The organism is Candidatus Frankia alpina (genome assembly GCF_902806485.1).
Lineage (GTDB): Bacteria > Actinomycetota > Actinomycetes > Frankiales > Frankiaceae > Frankia > Frankia alpina.
On record NZ_CADCWT010000030.1, the window covers coordinates 15,253 to 31,565 of the forward strand.

Here is a 16,313-nt window from a genome sequence, read left to right on the forward strand (position 1 = left end):
ACTACTGCCGGTTTGCCGTTCACTCGACGGCCGATCCGCCGCAAGCGGCGGCTACAGACGAGTGAGTCCGAGCCAGGGCGGGGCCGGTTTGCGGTGCGTTTTGCGCGGTCTGCGCCCGCGGACCGTGCGCAACGCACCGCAATGCTTCCCGTGCATCGCAACTAACTGTTACCGGTGGACGTTCATAGCCCGAGGTCCGACGGTGGTCGGGACGGCCGGTGCGGCCCCGGGCCGCGTCCGGTTACGGACCCTCGTCGGGGGCGACGAGGACCTCCGTGGCACCGGACGTCGTCGCGGCGGAGGTCGTCGCGGTGGTGGTGGTGGGGCCCGTCGGGGTGGTGGAGGCGCTCAGAGAGGCGGACGTGCCCGGGATGGCGGTGTTGCCCGGAGACGTAGCCGACGAGGAGGTGGCCGACGAGGAGGTGGTGGTGGTCGGCGGGGTGGTGGTGTCCGGGAGGGCGGAGTCCAGGGAGATGGGGGCGGAGAAGTCCCACAGGGCGCCGGTGGCCCACCACGGCCAGGTGTGGCCGCCGTCCCAGGTGAGGTGGCGGATCTCGGAGCCGGGGGCGAACCGGGTGGCCTCCGTCTCGCCGTCGGGCAGGTTCATCTTCAGGTAGTCCGACCAGCCGCCTCGCCATGGCACGGTCATGTCCGCGGTGCCGTGGATGTGCAGCAGCCGGACGGGGATGGTCGGGCAGGGCACCATCGCCTGGCCGCCGACCACGCCGACGGCGGCGACGAGGTCAGGAGCCTCGCAGGCGACCCGGGCGGCGAGCATCGCGCCGTTGGAGAAGCCCCATACGTACACCCGGCTGCGGTCCACCGGGGTGTGGCTGGCGGCGTCGTCGACGAGCTGGCGCAGGTAGCCGACGTCGTCGGTGGTGGCCTGGCCGCAGCAGCCGCCGGCGTTCCACGCCTCGTGGACACCGACCCCGTAGGCGACCGCGAAGCCATAGGTGTCGGCGAACGGATCCGCCCCGGACATCTCCCGCATGTTCTCGGGGCTGTTGAGCAGGCCGTGCAGAAGGATCACCAGCGGGCGGGCCGTGCCGCGGAACGTGGGCGAGAGCCGCACGTCGGCGTGGAGCTGGTAGGTCCGCCCGGAGGGCAGGCGGTGCACCGTGTCCACGGGCTGCGCCGGCGGGGCGGACGCGGCTGCGGGAGGCGCGCCGGAGGTTGCCGCACCAGGGGCCGTGACCAGCCCCGAGGCAGTGGGCGATCCGGCGGCGGGCAATCCGGTGGCGGCAGGGAGCTGGGGCGCGGCCACGGGGGTGGAGGCGGTGGGCGCGGCGGCTATCGCGGACGGGCCGGCGACATGGGCAGCGCCGGCCGAGGGCCCTGCGGTGGCCGTCGTGGCCGAGGTGACCGACGCGGCATTGGCCGACGCGGATGACAACGGCGACATCGCCGCGAGGACGAGGGTGGCCAGGCCGATGGCGACCACGGCGACGATCCCGACCCCACGCAGCAGCCGTCCCCGCCGGGGCAGCCCGACCCGCGCCCAGCGCAGCACGGACACCGTCCTCTCAACTGCTCGTCTCCGCCCGCTCAGAGCGGTCATCCTAACCCGCTTCCCGTCAAGGACTCCTATACCGGCCTAGAACAGCACAGCAGACCGTCCGATCCGGCCGGATCGGACGGTCTGCGCACCCGCCTGGGTTCGCCCGACCGTGCCGCGATTGCCCGGACGCGGGCACCCACCCGCCTCGGGCCACTCGTCGCGGGTAGACGCCTCCGGCCCCCGCAGCGTCGGCCTAGCGCAACGCCGTGACCGAGGTTCCGGCGACCGCCGAGCACACGTGTAGAACGGCTTCCCGGCCGGCACGGGCGGAATAGGCGGGGTGGAACACCGCTGTGAACGGGCCGAGCCGGTCGCGGTCCACGAGGGCCACCGCGCAGCCCGCGAACCCGCCGCCCGTCATCCGGGCGCCGAAGCAGCCCGGGGCGCCGCTGGCCGCGGCCACGGCCGCGTCGAGCTCCGGTCCGGATACCTCGAAGTCGTCCCGGATACCCCGATGGCCGGCCAGGAGCAGCCGGCCGGCGGTCTCGGCATCCCCGCGGGCCAGCGCGCCGGCGACCGCGTCCACCCGCGCGTTCTCGGCGATGACGAAGCGGGCGCGGCGCAGCGCCACCGGGTCGAGCCGGCTGGCGGCATCCGCCGGCAGGGCGTCAAGGTCGCGCAGCGCCGGCACGCCCAGTGCCCAGGCGGCGCGCGCGCATTCGGCTCGCCGGTCGGCGTAGGCGCTCGTCACCAGCTGGCGCCGCGAGCCGGTGTCGATGACGACGACGGCGAGCCCGGCCGGCAGCGGGACGGGTGTGACGCTCAGCGCCCGGCAGTCGATGCGCAGGGCGTGCCCGACGATCCCCCCGACGCAGGCAAGCTGGTCGAGCAGGCCGGTGGCGGCGCCGACCCAGGCGTTCTCGGCGCGCTGGGCCAGCCGGGCGAGTTCCGTCGGTGTCGGCACCGATCCGGCGAGGTGGGTGCAGGCCAGGGCGACGGCGAGTTCCAGGGCGGCGGAGGAGGACAGGCCGGCGCCGAGTGGGATGTCGCTGGCCAGCGCGCCCTGCCACGGCACCAGGCCGGTCGCGGCGAGCTGGACCGCCACGCCCTCGACGTACCGGGCCCAGCCGGTCGCGCGGGCCGGCGGCGGCGTGTCCACGGCGGGCGGCGGCAGCCCGACGACGGCGGGCGTCGGATCCTGCTCGGACACCAGCCGCAGGTGCGCACCGATGCCGGTCCCCGCGGTCGGGAGGTCATCGGCGCGGCGCAGGGCGATGCAGAGTTCGCGGTCGATCGCCAGCGGCAGGCACAGGCCGTCGTTGTAGTCGGTGTGCTCGCCGATGAGGTTGACCCGGGCCGGTGAGCGCACCAGGTGCGTCGGCCCGCGGCCGTAGACCGCCACGAACTCCCGCACCGCCCGCAGCGCGGCCGGCACCGGCACCGGCACCGGCATCAGGCCGGTCGGATTTGCAGCGGCGCGGCCGAGGTCGGCTCGAGGCCGCCGGGCAGGGTCGCCTCCCCGTCCCAGGTCTCCGCCATGACCGCGCGCAGCCGGCCCGCGGCGTCCTCAGGGGTGAGGTCCCGCGCGGGCTCCGCGAGCATCTCGTAGCCGACGAGATGCTTGCGGATCGTCGGTGAACGCAGCAGCGGCGGATAGAAGTGGGCGTGGAGCTGCCAGACCCCCTCGGGGCGGCGCCGCGAACGGGTCGCCCGGCTCGCGGCGCCCGCCGGATGCGGGCCCGGGGCACCGTGCCAGCCCATCGAGAACGGGAACGGGTGGTCGAACAGGGCGTCGTAGCCGGCGAGCAGCCGGCCCAGCACGTCGGCCAGGCTGTCGCGCTGGGCGTGGTCGAGCTCGGCGAGCCGCTGGACGGGGCGGCGCGGCAGCAGCAGCGTCTCGAAGGGCCACACCGCCCAGAACGGCACGACGACGAGCCAGTCGGAGTCGTCGAGCCAGTCGGAGTCGTCGAGGACGATCCGCTCCGCGGCGCGCGTTTCGGTTCGAATGTAGTCGAGTAGCAGGGAGCTGCCCGACTGGGCGAAGTGCTCCCGCTGGTGGATGTCCTCGGCGGCGGCCTCGTCGGGGAGCGCGTCGCAGGTCCAGATCTGCCCGTGTGGGTGCGGATTGGAGGCGCCCATCGCGGTGCCTCGGTTCTCGAAGACCTGCACCCAGCGCCACCGCTCGGACAGCTCGGCCTCCTGCGCGGCCCACGTGTCGACGACCGCGCGGACCTCGAAGGATGACATGTCGACCAGCCCCCGCCCGTGGTCCGGGCCGAAGCAGACCACCCGGCAGGTCCCGTGCGCGGGGGCGCTGCGCAGCAGGCCGCCCAGCTCGGCGCCGGGCTGGGCGACGCCGGGCTGCGCGGGATCGCTCGCGGCGGGTCGCAACGCCGGGAAGTCGTTGGTGAACACGTACGTGCCCCGGTAGTCGGGGTTGCGGGCGCCGCCCGCACGCTTGTTGCCGGGGCACAGATGGCAGTCGGGGTCGTGCGCGACGACGGGGGGCGTCGCCGCCGCCTCCCGACCGCCGTGCCAGGGGCGCCGAACCCGCCCCGGCGAGACCAGAACCCAGCGGCCGGTCAGTGGATTGAACCGCCGATGCGTGGTGTCGTCCATCGAATCGACAGCCTGCCACGGACGAGGCCGGGCCAGCCCCGTCCGGACCACCCCGGAAGATCTACCGGTGGCCACAACCGGGGAGCATCCACACCCCCCAGTTACCTGACGCAATGATCCGATGACCCTAGAGTCATCGGAGGGACGCCAACATGGCGCGCCGGCGACAATCCGCACGTACGGCGATCCGGACAGGCGACAGGCGGTGTCGTCGGCGCGCCGCGGCCGGCCGGCCGGCCGAAGCATGCAACGCGCATCACACGGCGGACGACCCGGCGGGGCCGGTCGACGGCACCGGCCGGCCCGGGAAAGGTGGGCGGGGATGGATCGACGGATGCTGCTGCGCTCGGCGGTGGCTGCGCTGGGCACCGCCGCGTTCTCCGGGGCGACCTGGCATGCGGCCCTGGCCGCCACCGCCCGGCCCGGGGTGGGGCCGTACGGGCCGCTGCGGCCGCCGGACCGCTCCGGGGTGGCGCTGCCCGCCGGTTTCACTAGCCGGATCGTCGCCCGCTCGCACCTGCTCGTCGGCGCGACCGAGTACGTCTGGCACGACGCACCCGACGGCGGGGCCTGCTTCCCCGGACCCGACGGCGGCTGGACGTACGTGTCGAACTCGGAGGTGCTGATGCACGGCGGCGCCTCGGCGCTGCGATTCCGGGCGGACGGCTCGATCGCCTCGGCGGGGCGCATCCTCGGTGGCACCACCGCCAACTGCGCCGGCGGGGCCACCCCGTGGGGGACCTGGCTGTCGTGCGAGGAGTTCTTCTCCGGACGCGTGTACGAGACGTGGCCGGACGGGTCGCGCAAGGCCGTGGCGCGTCCGGCCCTGGGTCGCTTCGCCCACGAGGCGGCGGCCTGCGACCCCGACCACCGGGTGATCTACCTGACCGAGGATCGCAAGGACGGCTGCTTCTATCGGTTCCGCCCGGACCGCTGGGGCGATCTGTCCGTCGGCCGGCTGGAGGTGCTGGTCGGCGATGCGGACGCCGTGTCCGGGCCGGTGCGCTGGGAACAGGTGCGTGATCCGGACGGCTTTCCCCGGGCGACCCGCCGGCAGGTCCGCGGGGCCCGCCGTTTCAACGGCGGCGAGGGCTGCTGGTACGCCCACGGCGTCTGCTACCTGACGACGAAGGGCGATGACCGGGTGTGGGCGTACCGGGTGGACGCCGGGCGGATCGACCTGATCTACGACCGGGCGAGCGTGCCCGACCCGCCGCCGCTCACCGGAGTGGACAACGTCGTCGGCGCGCGCTCGGGCGACCTGTACGTCGCCGAGGACCACGCCCGCCCCGCGCTGGTGCTCATCACCCCGGACGGCGTGGTCGCGCCCTTCCTACGACTGCCGGCGCACGACAGGTCCGAGATCACCGGCCCGGCGTTCAGCCCGGACGGGCGCCGGCTGTACTTCTCCTCCCAGCGCGGTGTCACCGGGCGCAACCGCGGCGGCATCACCTTCGAGGTGACCGGCCCCTTCCGTCGCTGAGCCGACCGACACGACCGGCTGCCCGGCCCAGGCGATAAAGCTGAACCTGACTTCAACTATAGGGACGTACGATCGCGGGCATGCTGCCCACCGATCTGTTGACCGTAGGCGAGCTGTCGCAGCGCAGCGGATTCGCCCCGTCCGCGTTGCGCTTCTACGAGCGGCAGGGCCTGATCGGCGCCACCCGCACCGCCGAGGGCCAGCGCCGCTACGAACGGCACGTGCTGCGCCGGCTGGCGTTCATCCGCGCGGCCACCGCGGTGGGTCTCAGCCTCGACGAGGTGGCGCAGGCGCTGGCGTCGCTGCCGGACGCCCGCACCCCGACCAAGACGGACTGGTCGGCGATCTCGCGGCGCTGGCGTTCCCGGCTGGACGAGGAGATCACGGCCCTCGAGGCGCTGCGCGACGGGCTCGACTCGTGCATAGGCTGCGGCTGCCTGTCCCTACGGCGCTGCCGGATCTCCAACCCGGCCGACCGGATCGGCGCCCTCGGCTCGGGGGCCCGGGCGCTGCCCGCGACGCTGCGCGGCGCCGGACGGATGCATCACGGCGGCCACCGCCCGCAGCCCGCCCTCGCCGGCACCGGCACCGGCACCGGCACCGATCCGACCGGCCCTGGCACCGATCCGACCAGACCCGCCGCCGGGGGGGACGGGGTGCGTCGGATAGGACAGACGTGACGGCGGGTGGCGCGGCCGGTCCACGACGCGCCAGGGCGAGCCGACGCAGGGTCTCAGGAGGGGTTGTGGGGGACACATATGGGCCGTTTCGGTCGAGCACCGGCTACACGGAGCAGGTCAACGGCCTCGGCCAACGCATCGGCGGCGAACCGATCTCCTCGCTGCCCAACAGAGCCGCGCACCGGCCCGTCGGCCCTGCGCCCACCGGGACCGGCCCGGTGGGCACCCGTCGCCGCCGGCCGATGATCGTCGGGATCGGCGGCACCACCAGGACCGACTCCGCCACCCATCGGGCCCTGACGGCGGTGCTCGCGACGATGGCCCAGGCCGGCGCCGAGACGGTGCTGTTCGGGTCCGCCGAGCTGGACCTGCCGATGTACGCCCCCGAACGGCCCGAACGCTCCGCCGCGACGCTGCGCCTACTCGCCGCCGTGGAGCAGGCCGACGCCGTCGTGATCGCCACCCCCGGCTATCACGGCGGGATGTCCGGCCTGGTCAAGAACCCGCTCGATTATCTGGAGGACCTGCACGGCGCGCCCCGGCCGTACCTCGACGGGCGGGCGGTCGGTCTCCATCGTCTGTGCTCAGGGCACCCAGGCCGCCGTCACGACGCTGGACGCGCTGCGCTCGTGCGTGCACGCCCTGCGCGGCTGGCCGACCCCGTTGGGCCTGACGTTGAACACCGAGGAGCCCCTCTTCGACGCCCACGGCCGGCTGATCGACCCGGCCGCCGCGGCGAGACTCGAGACACTCGTCGACCAGATCATGGGCTTCACCTACGCCTGGTCCCAGGTGATCTGAACCGCCCCCCCGGCCCCCCGGCACCGCCGGGTGACGACGCTCCAAACGTACTGGTTCGCGCCGCCAGTGCGTGGGCGCTCTCCTGCAACGGCTACCGTGGCTGGCCCCAGCAGCGGAGCGCGGTGCCCGGCGGGGACGGACGACAAGGAGATGACAGAGTGCGACGACGGTACGGGCTGTATGGACTCGCCCGGGCAGGTCTGGCCCGGGCAGGTCTGGCCGCCGCACTCGCGGCGACGGTCGTCGCCTGCGGCGGTGGTTCGGACGGCGCGTCGGGCAGCGCCGCGGCGTCCAAACCGGCCGCGAAGGGATCGTCCGTCAAGCTGATGATCATCGCACCGACGGGCACCGCGGGGACGAACTATCCCGAGATGGTGGCCGCCACCCGCGCCGCCGTGCGCGGGGTCAACGCCCGCGGCGGGATCGGCGGACGTCCCGTCGAGCTCGTCCACTGCAACGAGCGCAACGACGCCACCGCCGCGAAGAAATGCGCCCAGCAGGCCGTCGACTCCGGTGTCCTCGCCGTCGTCAGCGAGGTCAGCGGCGCCGGCGGGATCATGCCGATCCTGCAGAACGCGGGCATACCGTCGATCGGATCCGCCGGCATCTCCGCCGACGGCTCCGAGCTCAGCTCCCCCGTCAGCTACGTCATCAGCCCGCTGACGCTCTACCCGGCGGTCTGCCCGGCGCTGCTGGTCAAGTCGGGGGCGAGCCACCTCGGCCTGGTCGGCTACGACCTCAGCGCCAGCGACCGGCTGATCGTCATGGCCGAGGGCGGCGCGAAGGCCGTCAACCATCCGATCAGCCCGAAGATCCGCATTCCGATCACGACAAGCGACTTCACTCCGGCGATCTCCCAGTTGTCCCGCTCCGGCGCCGACGGCGCGGTGCTCGTGGTCTTCGACCAGGCCGCCTACGCGGTGATCTCCAAGTCGGGCCAGCAGATCCGCACTTGCCACGCGGCGAGCACCCTGTCGCCGAAGTACCTGGCCACGCTCGGCCCCGCTGCGGACAAGCTCGTCGTCGCCACCGCCTTCCCGGAACTCAGCCAGACCGCCCACTTCCCCGAGGTCGCACGGATGGTCGCCGAGCTCGACGCCGAGCAGACCGCCGGGGACGCCGACGCCGCCCCCGCCCTGCGCACGACGACGACCACCACCGGGGCGTGGCTGTCGGTGCAGATCGCCGAGAAGGTCGGCAACCAGGTGTCCGGGCCGCTGACGTCGAAGAACCTGCTCGCCCAGCTCAACCGGACCAGGAAGCTGGACCTGGGCGGCATCGTCCCGTCGCTGGACCTCACCGCGACCACCCCGATCCCCGGCGCGGAACGAATCTTCAACACAACGATGCGGGGCGCCCGCTGGGACAGCGCCTCGAAGTCGTTCGTCCCCCTCGGCCCCGAGACCTACAACGGCCTGGACATCCTGCGCCGCGCCGGCTCCTGACCCGCCGCACACCCGCCCCGGGCGCGGGCGTGCGTCCCCAAGGATGGTCAGGGAAGGGGATGGTCAGGGAAGGGGGAGATAGGCCGGTTCGCGGGCCGGCTCGGCATCACCGAGGTAGGCCGCCCGCACGCGCGGGTCGGCGGCCACCTGCGCCGGGGTTCCCTCGGCGATGAGTTCGCCGGCATCGAGGACGATCACCCGGTCGCAGACCTCCATGATCACGTCCATGTCGTGCTCGTTGAGCAGGATGCCCAGCCCCCACTCGTCGGCGAGGCGGCGCAGCAGGGCCGCGACCTCGGCGCTGGCGGACTCGTCCAGGCCGGCGCACGGCTCGTCGAGCAGCAGCACGGCCGGCCCGGCCGCGACGGCCCGGGCGATGGCCAGCAGCCGGCGCCGGCCGTAGGGCAGATCGGAGACGGTGCGCAGCAGATCCTCGCGCAGCCCGAAGGCGTCGACGGCGGCGATCGCCGCACCGGGCAGCGGCCGCGACCGCGGGAAGATCAGATCGGTGAGGTACGCGCGGGCGTCGCGGCGGTCGCTGGCCGCCTGGATGTTCTCCAACACGGTGAGGTCGTCGAACAACTCCAGGTTCTGGAACGACCGGCTGATGCCCGCGCGGGCCCGCCGGTGCGCGGGCAGCCGGTCGAGGCGGACCTTGCCGAGCGTCATCGAGGTGACCGACGCCGGGGTGTAGCCGGTGATCGCGTCGATGATCGTCGTCTTGCCCGCCCCGTTCGGGCCGATCATCCCGACCACCTGGCCGGGAACGACCCGCAGGTCGACGGCGCGCACCGCGCGCACCGCGCCGAAGCTGACCGTCAGCCCCCGCACCGACAGCGCCACCGGCTCGACCGCGCCGATGGACCCACCCCCCGGCGAGGCGACGACAGGTGAGGCTGAAGCGAGCGCCGGGGCGCCGCCAGGAGCCGCGCGCAGCGCCTGGTCCAGCCGGGCGGCATCGGCGCGGCGGCGGCGGTCGGCCGCGCCGGGCAGGTAGCGGTCGTGGAGCAGACGGGCGGTGCGGGCGTTCTCGGGCGCCATCCCGCCGCCGGAGCGAGAGAGCACGACGACGAGGACGACGCCCCCGATCAGCGGCACGTACCGGTCCAGCTCAGCCAGCCAGTCGCGCACCGCGCCGCCGAAGGCGGCGGCAAGCACGGCTGCGGCCGCCGCGACGAGCCAGGGCAGCCAACGCTGCGGCACCGCGGTGCGCCGGCCGCCGGTGCGCCGGCCGCCGGTCACCGCGGCGCCGACGGCGAAGCCGAGCAGGCCGGCGATCGCCGCGACGACGACCCGCAGCAGCGCGCCGAGCCGGCCGAGCCATTCCCCCACCGCGCCGCCGATGCGGGTCGCCAGCGCGCCGGCGGCCATCGTCGCGCCCGCAAACGAGCCGCTCACCCAGCCGACCCCGCCGACGACCGCGTAGGCGATGAGCAGGATCGAGGAGAACGGCGCGAACGCGCCGCCGCCGTAGTCGATGTTGCCGCGCTCGCCGTAGACGTAGAAGGCGTAGAGCACCCCGCCGAACCCGGCGATGGCCGCGGACAGCGCGAACGCGTACAGCTTGGCGGCCACGACGCTGATGCCCAGCGCCGCGGCGGCCCGCTCGTTGGTCCGCACCGCGATCAGCCGCCGCCCGGCCCGGCCGCGGCGCAGGTTCGCGACCGCGAGGGCGACCAGGACGAAGGCGAGCACGGACACGGTCGCGAAGCCCCGCGGGTCGGTCACCTTGTCCAGCGCCACCCCGAGGAAACGTTGGCGTCCCACGACCGTCCCCTCGGGGGAGGCGAGATCGCCGAACAGCGAGCCGAGCGCGTCGTCCCCCGGGGGTGGCGGGGAGTGGTAGCCGCGCTGGAAAAGCAGGGCGTCGACGGCCGCGCCGAGGCCGAGGGTCACCACCGCGAGCTGCAACCCCCGCGTGCGCAGCGCGGGCAGGGCGAACAGCAGGCCGACGACGGCGGTGCCGGCCACCCCGACGGCCATCGCCGCCTCCAACGGCCAGCCGCGGATGGCGACGAGCCGCCCGGCGATCAACGCCGCGATCCCGGAGAAGGCGAGCTGGGCCAGGGAGAGCTGCCCGGTGAACCCGACGAGGACCACGACGGACAGGATGATCAGTGCCCACAGCGCGTTGGCGTCGAGGGCGTCGACCCAGTCGCGGGGCAGCAGCCAGACCGCTGCCAGCATCGCCGCGACGGCGACGGCGACAGCGCGGGGATGGATCCGGCCGCTGCCGAGCACCGGGTGGCGCTCGGCGAGGTGGCCCCGTTCGGGCAGGCCCCGGCCGCGCACCGCCAGGTAGAAGACGATGACCGCCAGCGGCACCGCCCGGTCGACCCCGCGCCACCAGGGATGGTGAGCGACGAACTCGTACTGCGCCTCCACCTCGATGACGCCGAGGACGAGCCCGCCGAGCAGCACCCCGGGAAACGACTGGAACCGTGCCACCAGCGACACCGCCAGCGCCGGCACGATGAGCAGCAGCAGGTTCGGCGCGGACAGCGGATTCTGCAACGGGGCGAGCAGGACGCCGCCGAGCCCGGCGAGTGCGGCGCCGGCGCCCCACGCGCCCACGGCGATCGCGTCGACGGACCAACCGAAGGTGGCGGCGGCGCGCGGGTTCTCGGTGGCCGCCGTCGCGGCGAGCCCCACCGTCGTGAACCGGAAGACCGCCCACGCCGCCGCGACGAGCGCGGCGACCGCGGCGAGCCGGACGAACACGTCCACGCCGACGGATTCGCCGAACAGCTCGACCGTGCCGGTGGGCAGCACCGTCGGGGAGGTGCGCACCGCGCCGGCGAACATCAGCGTCAACGACGACTGGAGAATGATCAGCAGGCCGAGGGTCGCCATCAGCCGCAGCAGCGCCGTCGCCTCCCGCAGCGGGCGCATCACCAGCAGCTGGAACCCGATGCCGATCCCGGCCGTCGAGGCCACGGCGAGCACCACCGCCGGGGCCAGCGGCAGCCCCCACGGGCCGTGCAGGCCGTGGAAGGCGTATGCGGCCCACGCCACCAGCGCGCCCTGGGCCATGTTGAGCACCCCGGCCCCGCGGGCGATCACCACCACGCCCGCGGCGACCAGCGCGTAGAGTGCGCCCGTCCCGAGGCTGAGCAGTGCGAAGCCCATGACGTCGTTCACGGCGGCCCACCCTGCTCCGGGCGCCACGCACCGGCGCGCCCTACCTCATCTCCTGGCGGCCAGCGGCCCGCCCCGGCCACGACGAGCGGCTTCCCGCCCACCGCGCCACGGACCCGCGCGCCGGAACCGTTGATCACGACGACCGACGCAGACGGTACGGTAGGCGTGGCGGGCGTGACAAGCAAACCATCCACAACAGCCCAGACAGCCCACCGCGTGATCAGCGGTCGGCGGTGGCGGCCACCGCGGCCCACGGGACAGCCGGCGGCGGACCAAGTCGGGTGATCGCGGTCTCACAGACGGAAACCGGACGCTCACGGATGTCACCCGGGCGGGCTGCGATCCCGCCCGGACGTGGCACGGGCCGGGCATCCCGCGGCGTCAGGCATGGTGGCCAGGCCCTTCTCCCGGTACATCTAGAACGACCGACCAGAACAGCCACGGGAGTGGGACGGATGACAGAGCTCGTGCCCGGCGCGAATGCGACGCTGCCCCGCGGTCCCGTCTCGGTCCGCCTGATCGGGCCGTTCGACCTGTGCGCGTTGGTGACCGCGGCGCACGGCAAGGTCGACGGGGACGACGACTTCGTGTTCTACAACCAGCCGGCGACGGCCGGCGTCATCCTCAGCGGCGACGAGGTGATGGTCGATCCGGAACAGCTGCGGCCCGGCGCCGAGCGGGTCGTCATCGCCGCAAGCCCCGAGGACGGCACGACGCCCTTCGGCCAGCTGCCCGGGCCCGTCGTCACCCTGCACGACCGGCGCGGCAAGCTCAGCGCCCACTTCACCCCGCCGCCGCTGACCAGCGAGACCGTGGTCACCCTGATCGAGATCTACCGCCGGGGATCGGAGTGGAAGGTCCGCGCCGTCGGCCAAGGGTACGCTGCCGGCCTCGCCGGCCTCGCCCGCGACTTCGGCGTGGACGTCGACGACGACAGCTCGGGCGCCGCCGACCGACACCGTGCCGACTCAGCGCCCGCCAGCCTGCCCGCGGCCGACCTGCGCCCAGCGCCGACCGAGCTGCCCCCGCAGGCTCCCGGCGGCGAGTCGCCCGTCGACGGCGAGCTCGCGGCGATGCTGGCCGACGTCGTCACACTGACGAACGTCGAACGCGGCCGGGAGGGCCTCGCGCCACTCGCCGTCGACGCGAGGCTGGCCGCCGCCGCCGAGGGGCACAGCCGGGACATGGCGGCACGTGGCTTCTTCGCCCACACCAGCCCGGACGGCCGCACCGTGTCCGACCGGGTCACGGACCTGGGCTACCGCTACGCCCGCGTCGCCGAGAACATCGCCGCCGGCCAGACCACGGCCGAGGAGGTCGTCGCCGGCTGGATGCAAAGCCCCGGCCACCGGGCGAACATCCTCATCCCGCAGCTACGCCAGATCGGCGTCGGGCGTGCCACCGGCGGGGAGTACGGCAGCTACTGACGCAGGTCTTCGGCGTCCAGCTCTGAGTCGACCTCGACCGGTCCTGGGGGCGGTCCAGGCGACCGCTACACCGACACCTACTTCTCCCCCGCCTGGCTCGCCGCGGCCGGCATCGGCCCCCGCCTCAGCCCGGACGACTGGGTCAGGGCTCGGTGTGCCCACTGGCCACCGCACCCTTCGCATCTTTGGCCGCCACACCCTTCGCATCTTTCTGTGATCGGACGACGGGACGACCGCGCAGGACGATGAGGTCGGACGCGGCGAGGACGCCGACGTCGGCACGCGGGTCGGCGGGGTAGGTAACGAGGTCGGCGGGGGCCCCCTCGGTGAGCGCGGGATGGCCGAGCCAGGCGCGGGCCGACCAGGTGGCCGCGGACAGGGCGGCCTGCACCGGCAGGCCGGCGCGGCGCAGCTCGGCGACCTCGGCTGCGACCAGCCCGTGCGGCAGGCTGCCCCCGGCATCGGTGCCGACATAGATGGGGATCCCGGCGTCATATGCGGCCCGCACCGTGTCGTACCGGCGAGCGTGCAGGGCCCGCATGTGCCGGGCGTAGGCGAGGAACTTCTCCTCGGCGCCGCGGGCGATGCCCTCGAAGGTGGCGATGTTGACCAGGGTCGGGACGATCGCGACCCCCCGCGCGGCGAACAGCGGAATCGTGTCTTCGGTGAGCCCGGTGGCGTGCTCGATGCAGTCGATGCCCGCCTCGACGAGGTCGGCGAGCGAATCCTCGGCGAAGCAGTGGGCGGTCACCCGGGCGCCGGCCGCGTGGGCCGCGTCGATCGCCGCCTTCGCGGCGTCCGCGGGCCAGCAGGGGGCGAGATCCCCGACACCGCGGTCGATCCAGTCCCCGACAAGCTTGACCCAGCCGTCGCCGCGGCCGGCCTGGGTGACGACCTCGGCGACGAGGCCGTCCGGGGAGACCTCGGCCGCATAGTTGCGAATGTAGCGGCGGGGGCGGGCGATGTGCCGGCCGGCGCGCACCAGCCGGGGCAGGTCAGCGCGATCGTCGACCCACCGGGTGTCGGCCGGGGAGCCGGCGTCGCGCAGCAGCAGCGCGCCGGCGGCGCGGTCGGCGGTGATCTGCTCCTGCGCGGTCGGCCGGTCCACGGCACCGCCCGCGTCGAGGCCGACGTGGCAGTGCGCGTCGACCAGGCCGGGCAGCACCCAGCCGGACACCGTTCGCACGTCCCGGGCCGCGGTGCCGGTGGGCGCGGTGAAGCTGACCCGACCGTCGACGACCCACAGCTCGTCGCGGACCTCCTCCGGCCCGACCAGCACCGTGCCCTGAATCCGCAGGGTCGGCTGACTCGTCACCATCGGGCCGCCGGCCCCACTCCGGGAACGGCCAGCCCGGTACCGGCCGCTGTCCTCATGTTCGCCTCCGCCGCTCCACCGGGCCGCGGGGCGCGCCGAGGCTGGGGCGGCGGGCCGGCCTCAGACGTCGAGCTGGGCCTCGATGGCGCGCAGGCGGTGGCGGGCCAGGGCGAGGTTCGACCGCCCCTTGTCCAGCACCAGGTAGAGGAACAGGCCGCGGCCGGAATGACTCTGCAACAGGCGGATCAGATGGTACTGGCGGCCGAGTGTGATCAGGATGTCCTCGATGGTGTCCTGGAGACCGAGGCTCTCCATGGTCCGCAGCTTCGCCCGGATGACCTCGGTGTTCCCGGCCGCGGCCATCTCCAGGTCGAGAGTGTGCGTGTTACCCACCGTGCCGAGGGTCATGCCGCTGGTGAAGTCGACGAGGGCCGCCCCGAGCGCCCCCCCCCGATCTCCAGTGACTCTTTCAGCGCTACATCGACACTGTTCATATCGCCTCCAGCGTTGTCGAGGTGAACGGCGGCTTCGCCGCCGCCCGTGTGCATCGACGCCTGCTCACGCGAGCCACGCGTCGACAATCGACCCCGCATCACAGTCCCTCGCAGACTTCGAACCGCCCGATCTACGACTGCTCGTCCAACTTTAATCGGCCACGACCGGAACGCACGAGGCTGAACGAAAAAGGTACGTCCGCGGACAGAGAGACCACATCCACCGACAATCTCCACCCCGATCCGAAAAGTCGCCCTAACAACCCAACTTAGCGATCGAATATCTTTGGGTGAGCGTCGAAAAATCATTAATATGATGGTGTCCGGACGACGGGAGGCCGGTCGGGAGGGCCGTCCCGCCCGCGGCAGGCACGGCCGGCCGTGCCGCCGATCCGCTGGGGTGGCAGCGGAAATCCCCCTGCTCGGGCGCCATGATCCGGTGTTGCGTGGGGTAGGAGCGGCGGCATGGCCGATCACCGAGCGACATGGCACCGGGACAGGCTTCGGCGATCCGACGAGCGGCGGGACGACACGCGGGACAGCACGCGGCCGGACGACACGGGGAACAGCGCGCGGCGGGACGACACGCGGCTGAGCGAGGCCCCGGCCGGCGGGTCGTCGGTCCAGGCCGCGAGGCGCGTTGCAGGCGGCCGTCTCGGGCCTGTTCCTGCTCGCCGCGTTGCTCTGGGCTGGATGCGGCTCGCAGCCCGGGGACACCGCACAGCAGGCCGCTGCGGCCCGGCGCGCCCCTGCCGACGCTGCCAGCCCGACCGGGCCAGCCGCTGCGACCAACCCGACGGGCCAGGGCGGTGCCGCCGGTCAGACCAGCACCCCCGTCCCGAGTGGCGCCGCAGGTCAGGGGGGCGCCGCAGGTCGGGCGCGATCGACGCCCGCGCCCGGTGCGGTCGGCCACGGCGACGAGCCCGGACGGCCCGCGGCCGGGGGCGCGGGCGCCCCGCAGCTCCCGATGGGCGGTCGGACACTGCTACCGCATTTCCGGATCGTGGCGCACTACGGCTCGGTGGGCGGCGGCGCACTCGGCGTGCTCGGCCAGGGGACGCCCGAGCAGGCGGCGCAGCGTGTGCTCGCGGCCGCGGCGCCCTTCGCGGCCGGCGGCCGGCCGGTGCAGCCGGCGATGGAACTCATCACGACCGTCGCGTCGGCCTCACCCGGAGCGGATGGTCTGTACAGCTCCGCGCTGTCCCCGGCGGCCGTCGAGCCCTACCTCGCCGCTGCCCGGAAACACCGGATGCTGCTCATCCTCGATCTGCAGCCCGGGCGCGGGCGCTTCCTCGACCAGGCACGCCGGTACGAACGGTTCCTGCAGGAACCGGATGTCGGGCTTGCCCTCGACCCGGAGTGGAAGATGGGGCCGGACCAGGGTCGCGCGAAGGTCACTTTCCGTGC

Annotated in this window: 8 protein-coding genes and 4 pseudogenes; 6 read left to right on the top strand and 6 right to left on the bottom strand. The window is 73.9% G+C overall.

Going from position 1 to position 16,313, the window contains the following annotated elements:
• Positions 1-241: 241 nt before the first annotated feature.
• The 3 genes from G6R25_RS05890 to G6R25_RS05900 form a co-directional block, all read right to left on the bottom strand.
• On the bottom strand, positions 242-1,513 hold the full coding sequence (locus tag G6R25_RS05890) for a CE1 family esterase (protein WP_235947554.1): 1,272 nt from the start codon (positions 1,511-1,513) through the stop codon (positions 242-244).
• A 241-nt stretch (positions 1,514-1,754) separates the two neighbouring features.
• Positions 1,755-2,954, bottom strand: coding sequence for a galactokinase (gene galK / locus G6R25_RS05895; RefSeq protein ID WP_163552174.1), 1,200 nt, complete (start codon positions 2,952-2,954; stop codon positions 1,755-1,757).
• Positions 2,954-4,120 carry a UDP-glucose--hexose-1-phosphate uridylyltransferase gene (locus G6R25_RS05900; RefSeq protein ID WP_163552175.1) on the bottom strand — a complete coding sequence of 389 codons (1,167 nt, stop codon included), beginning with the start codon at positions 4,118-4,120 and terminating at the stop codon, positions 2,954-2,956. The genes galK and G6R25_RS05900 overlap by 1 nt, the downstream gene beginning before the upstream one ends.
• A 322-nt stretch (positions 4,121-4,442) precedes the next feature.
• On the opposite strand from G6R25_RS05900, the gene G6R25_RS05905 reads away from it, so the two are divergent.
• The 4 genes and pseudogenes from G6R25_RS05905 (at position 4,443) to G6R25_RS05920 (ending at position 8,529) form a co-directional block, all read left to right on the top strand.
• Positions 4,443-5,603 (top strand): alkaline phosphatase PhoX, encoded by a 1,161-nt coding sequence (locus G6R25_RS05905; RefSeq protein WP_163552176.1) that lies wholly within the window; start codon positions 4,443-4,445, stop codon positions 5,601-5,603.
• An 80-nt stretch (positions 5,604-5,683) separates the two neighbouring features.
• Entirely contained in the window at positions 5,684-6,283 is a 600-nt protein-coding gene (gene soxR, locus G6R25_RS05910) for a redox-sensitive transcriptional activator SoxR (protein WP_235947556.1), read from the top strand.
• Between the two features lie 242 nt (positions 6,284-6,525).
• Positions 6,526-6,801: pseudogene (locus G6R25_RS29490) on the top strand (NADPH-dependent FMN reductase); the annotation flags it as partial.
• Positions 6,802-7,242: 441 nt separating this feature from the next.
• Complete coding sequence (locus G6R25_RS05920; RefSeq protein ID WP_163552177.1) at positions 7,243-8,529, top strand: ABC transporter substrate-binding protein; 1,287 nt, start codon at positions 7,243-7,245, stop codon at positions 8,527-8,529.
• Between the two features lie 63 nt (positions 8,530-8,592).
• Here the strand turns inward: G6R25_RS05920 and G6R25_RS05925 are convergent, their stop codons facing one another.
• Positions 8,593-11,670, bottom strand: a complete 3,078-nt coding sequence (locus tag G6R25_RS05925; protein ID WP_163552178.1) for an ABC transporter permease subunit — start codon at positions 11,668-11,670, stop codon at positions 8,593-8,595.
• Positions 11,671-12,125: 455 nt separating this feature from the next.
• Between G6R25_RS05925 and G6R25_RS05930 the strand changes: the two are divergent.
• A pseudogene (locus G6R25_RS05930) lies at positions 12,126-13,123 on the top strand (CAP domain-containing protein).
• A gap of 116 nt (positions 13,124-13,239) precedes the next feature.
• On the opposite strand, the gene G6R25_RS05935 reads toward G6R25_RS05930, so the two are convergent.
• Positions 13,240-14,415: an amidohydrolase family protein gene (locus tag G6R25_RS05935; RefSeq protein ID WP_235947558.1), complete on the bottom strand. Its 1,176-nt coding sequence runs from the start codon at positions 14,413-14,415 to the stop codon at positions 13,240-13,242.
• Between the two features lie 117 nt (positions 14,416-14,532).
• Positions 14,533-14,906: pseudogene (locus tag G6R25_RS05940) on the bottom strand (hypothetical protein).
• A 640-nt stretch (positions 14,907-15,546) separates the two neighbouring features.
• On the opposite strand from G6R25_RS05940, the pseudogene G6R25_RS05945 reads away from it, so the two are divergent.
• Positions 15,547-16,313, top strand: a pseudogene (locus tag G6R25_RS05945) (hypothetical protein); the annotation flags it as partial.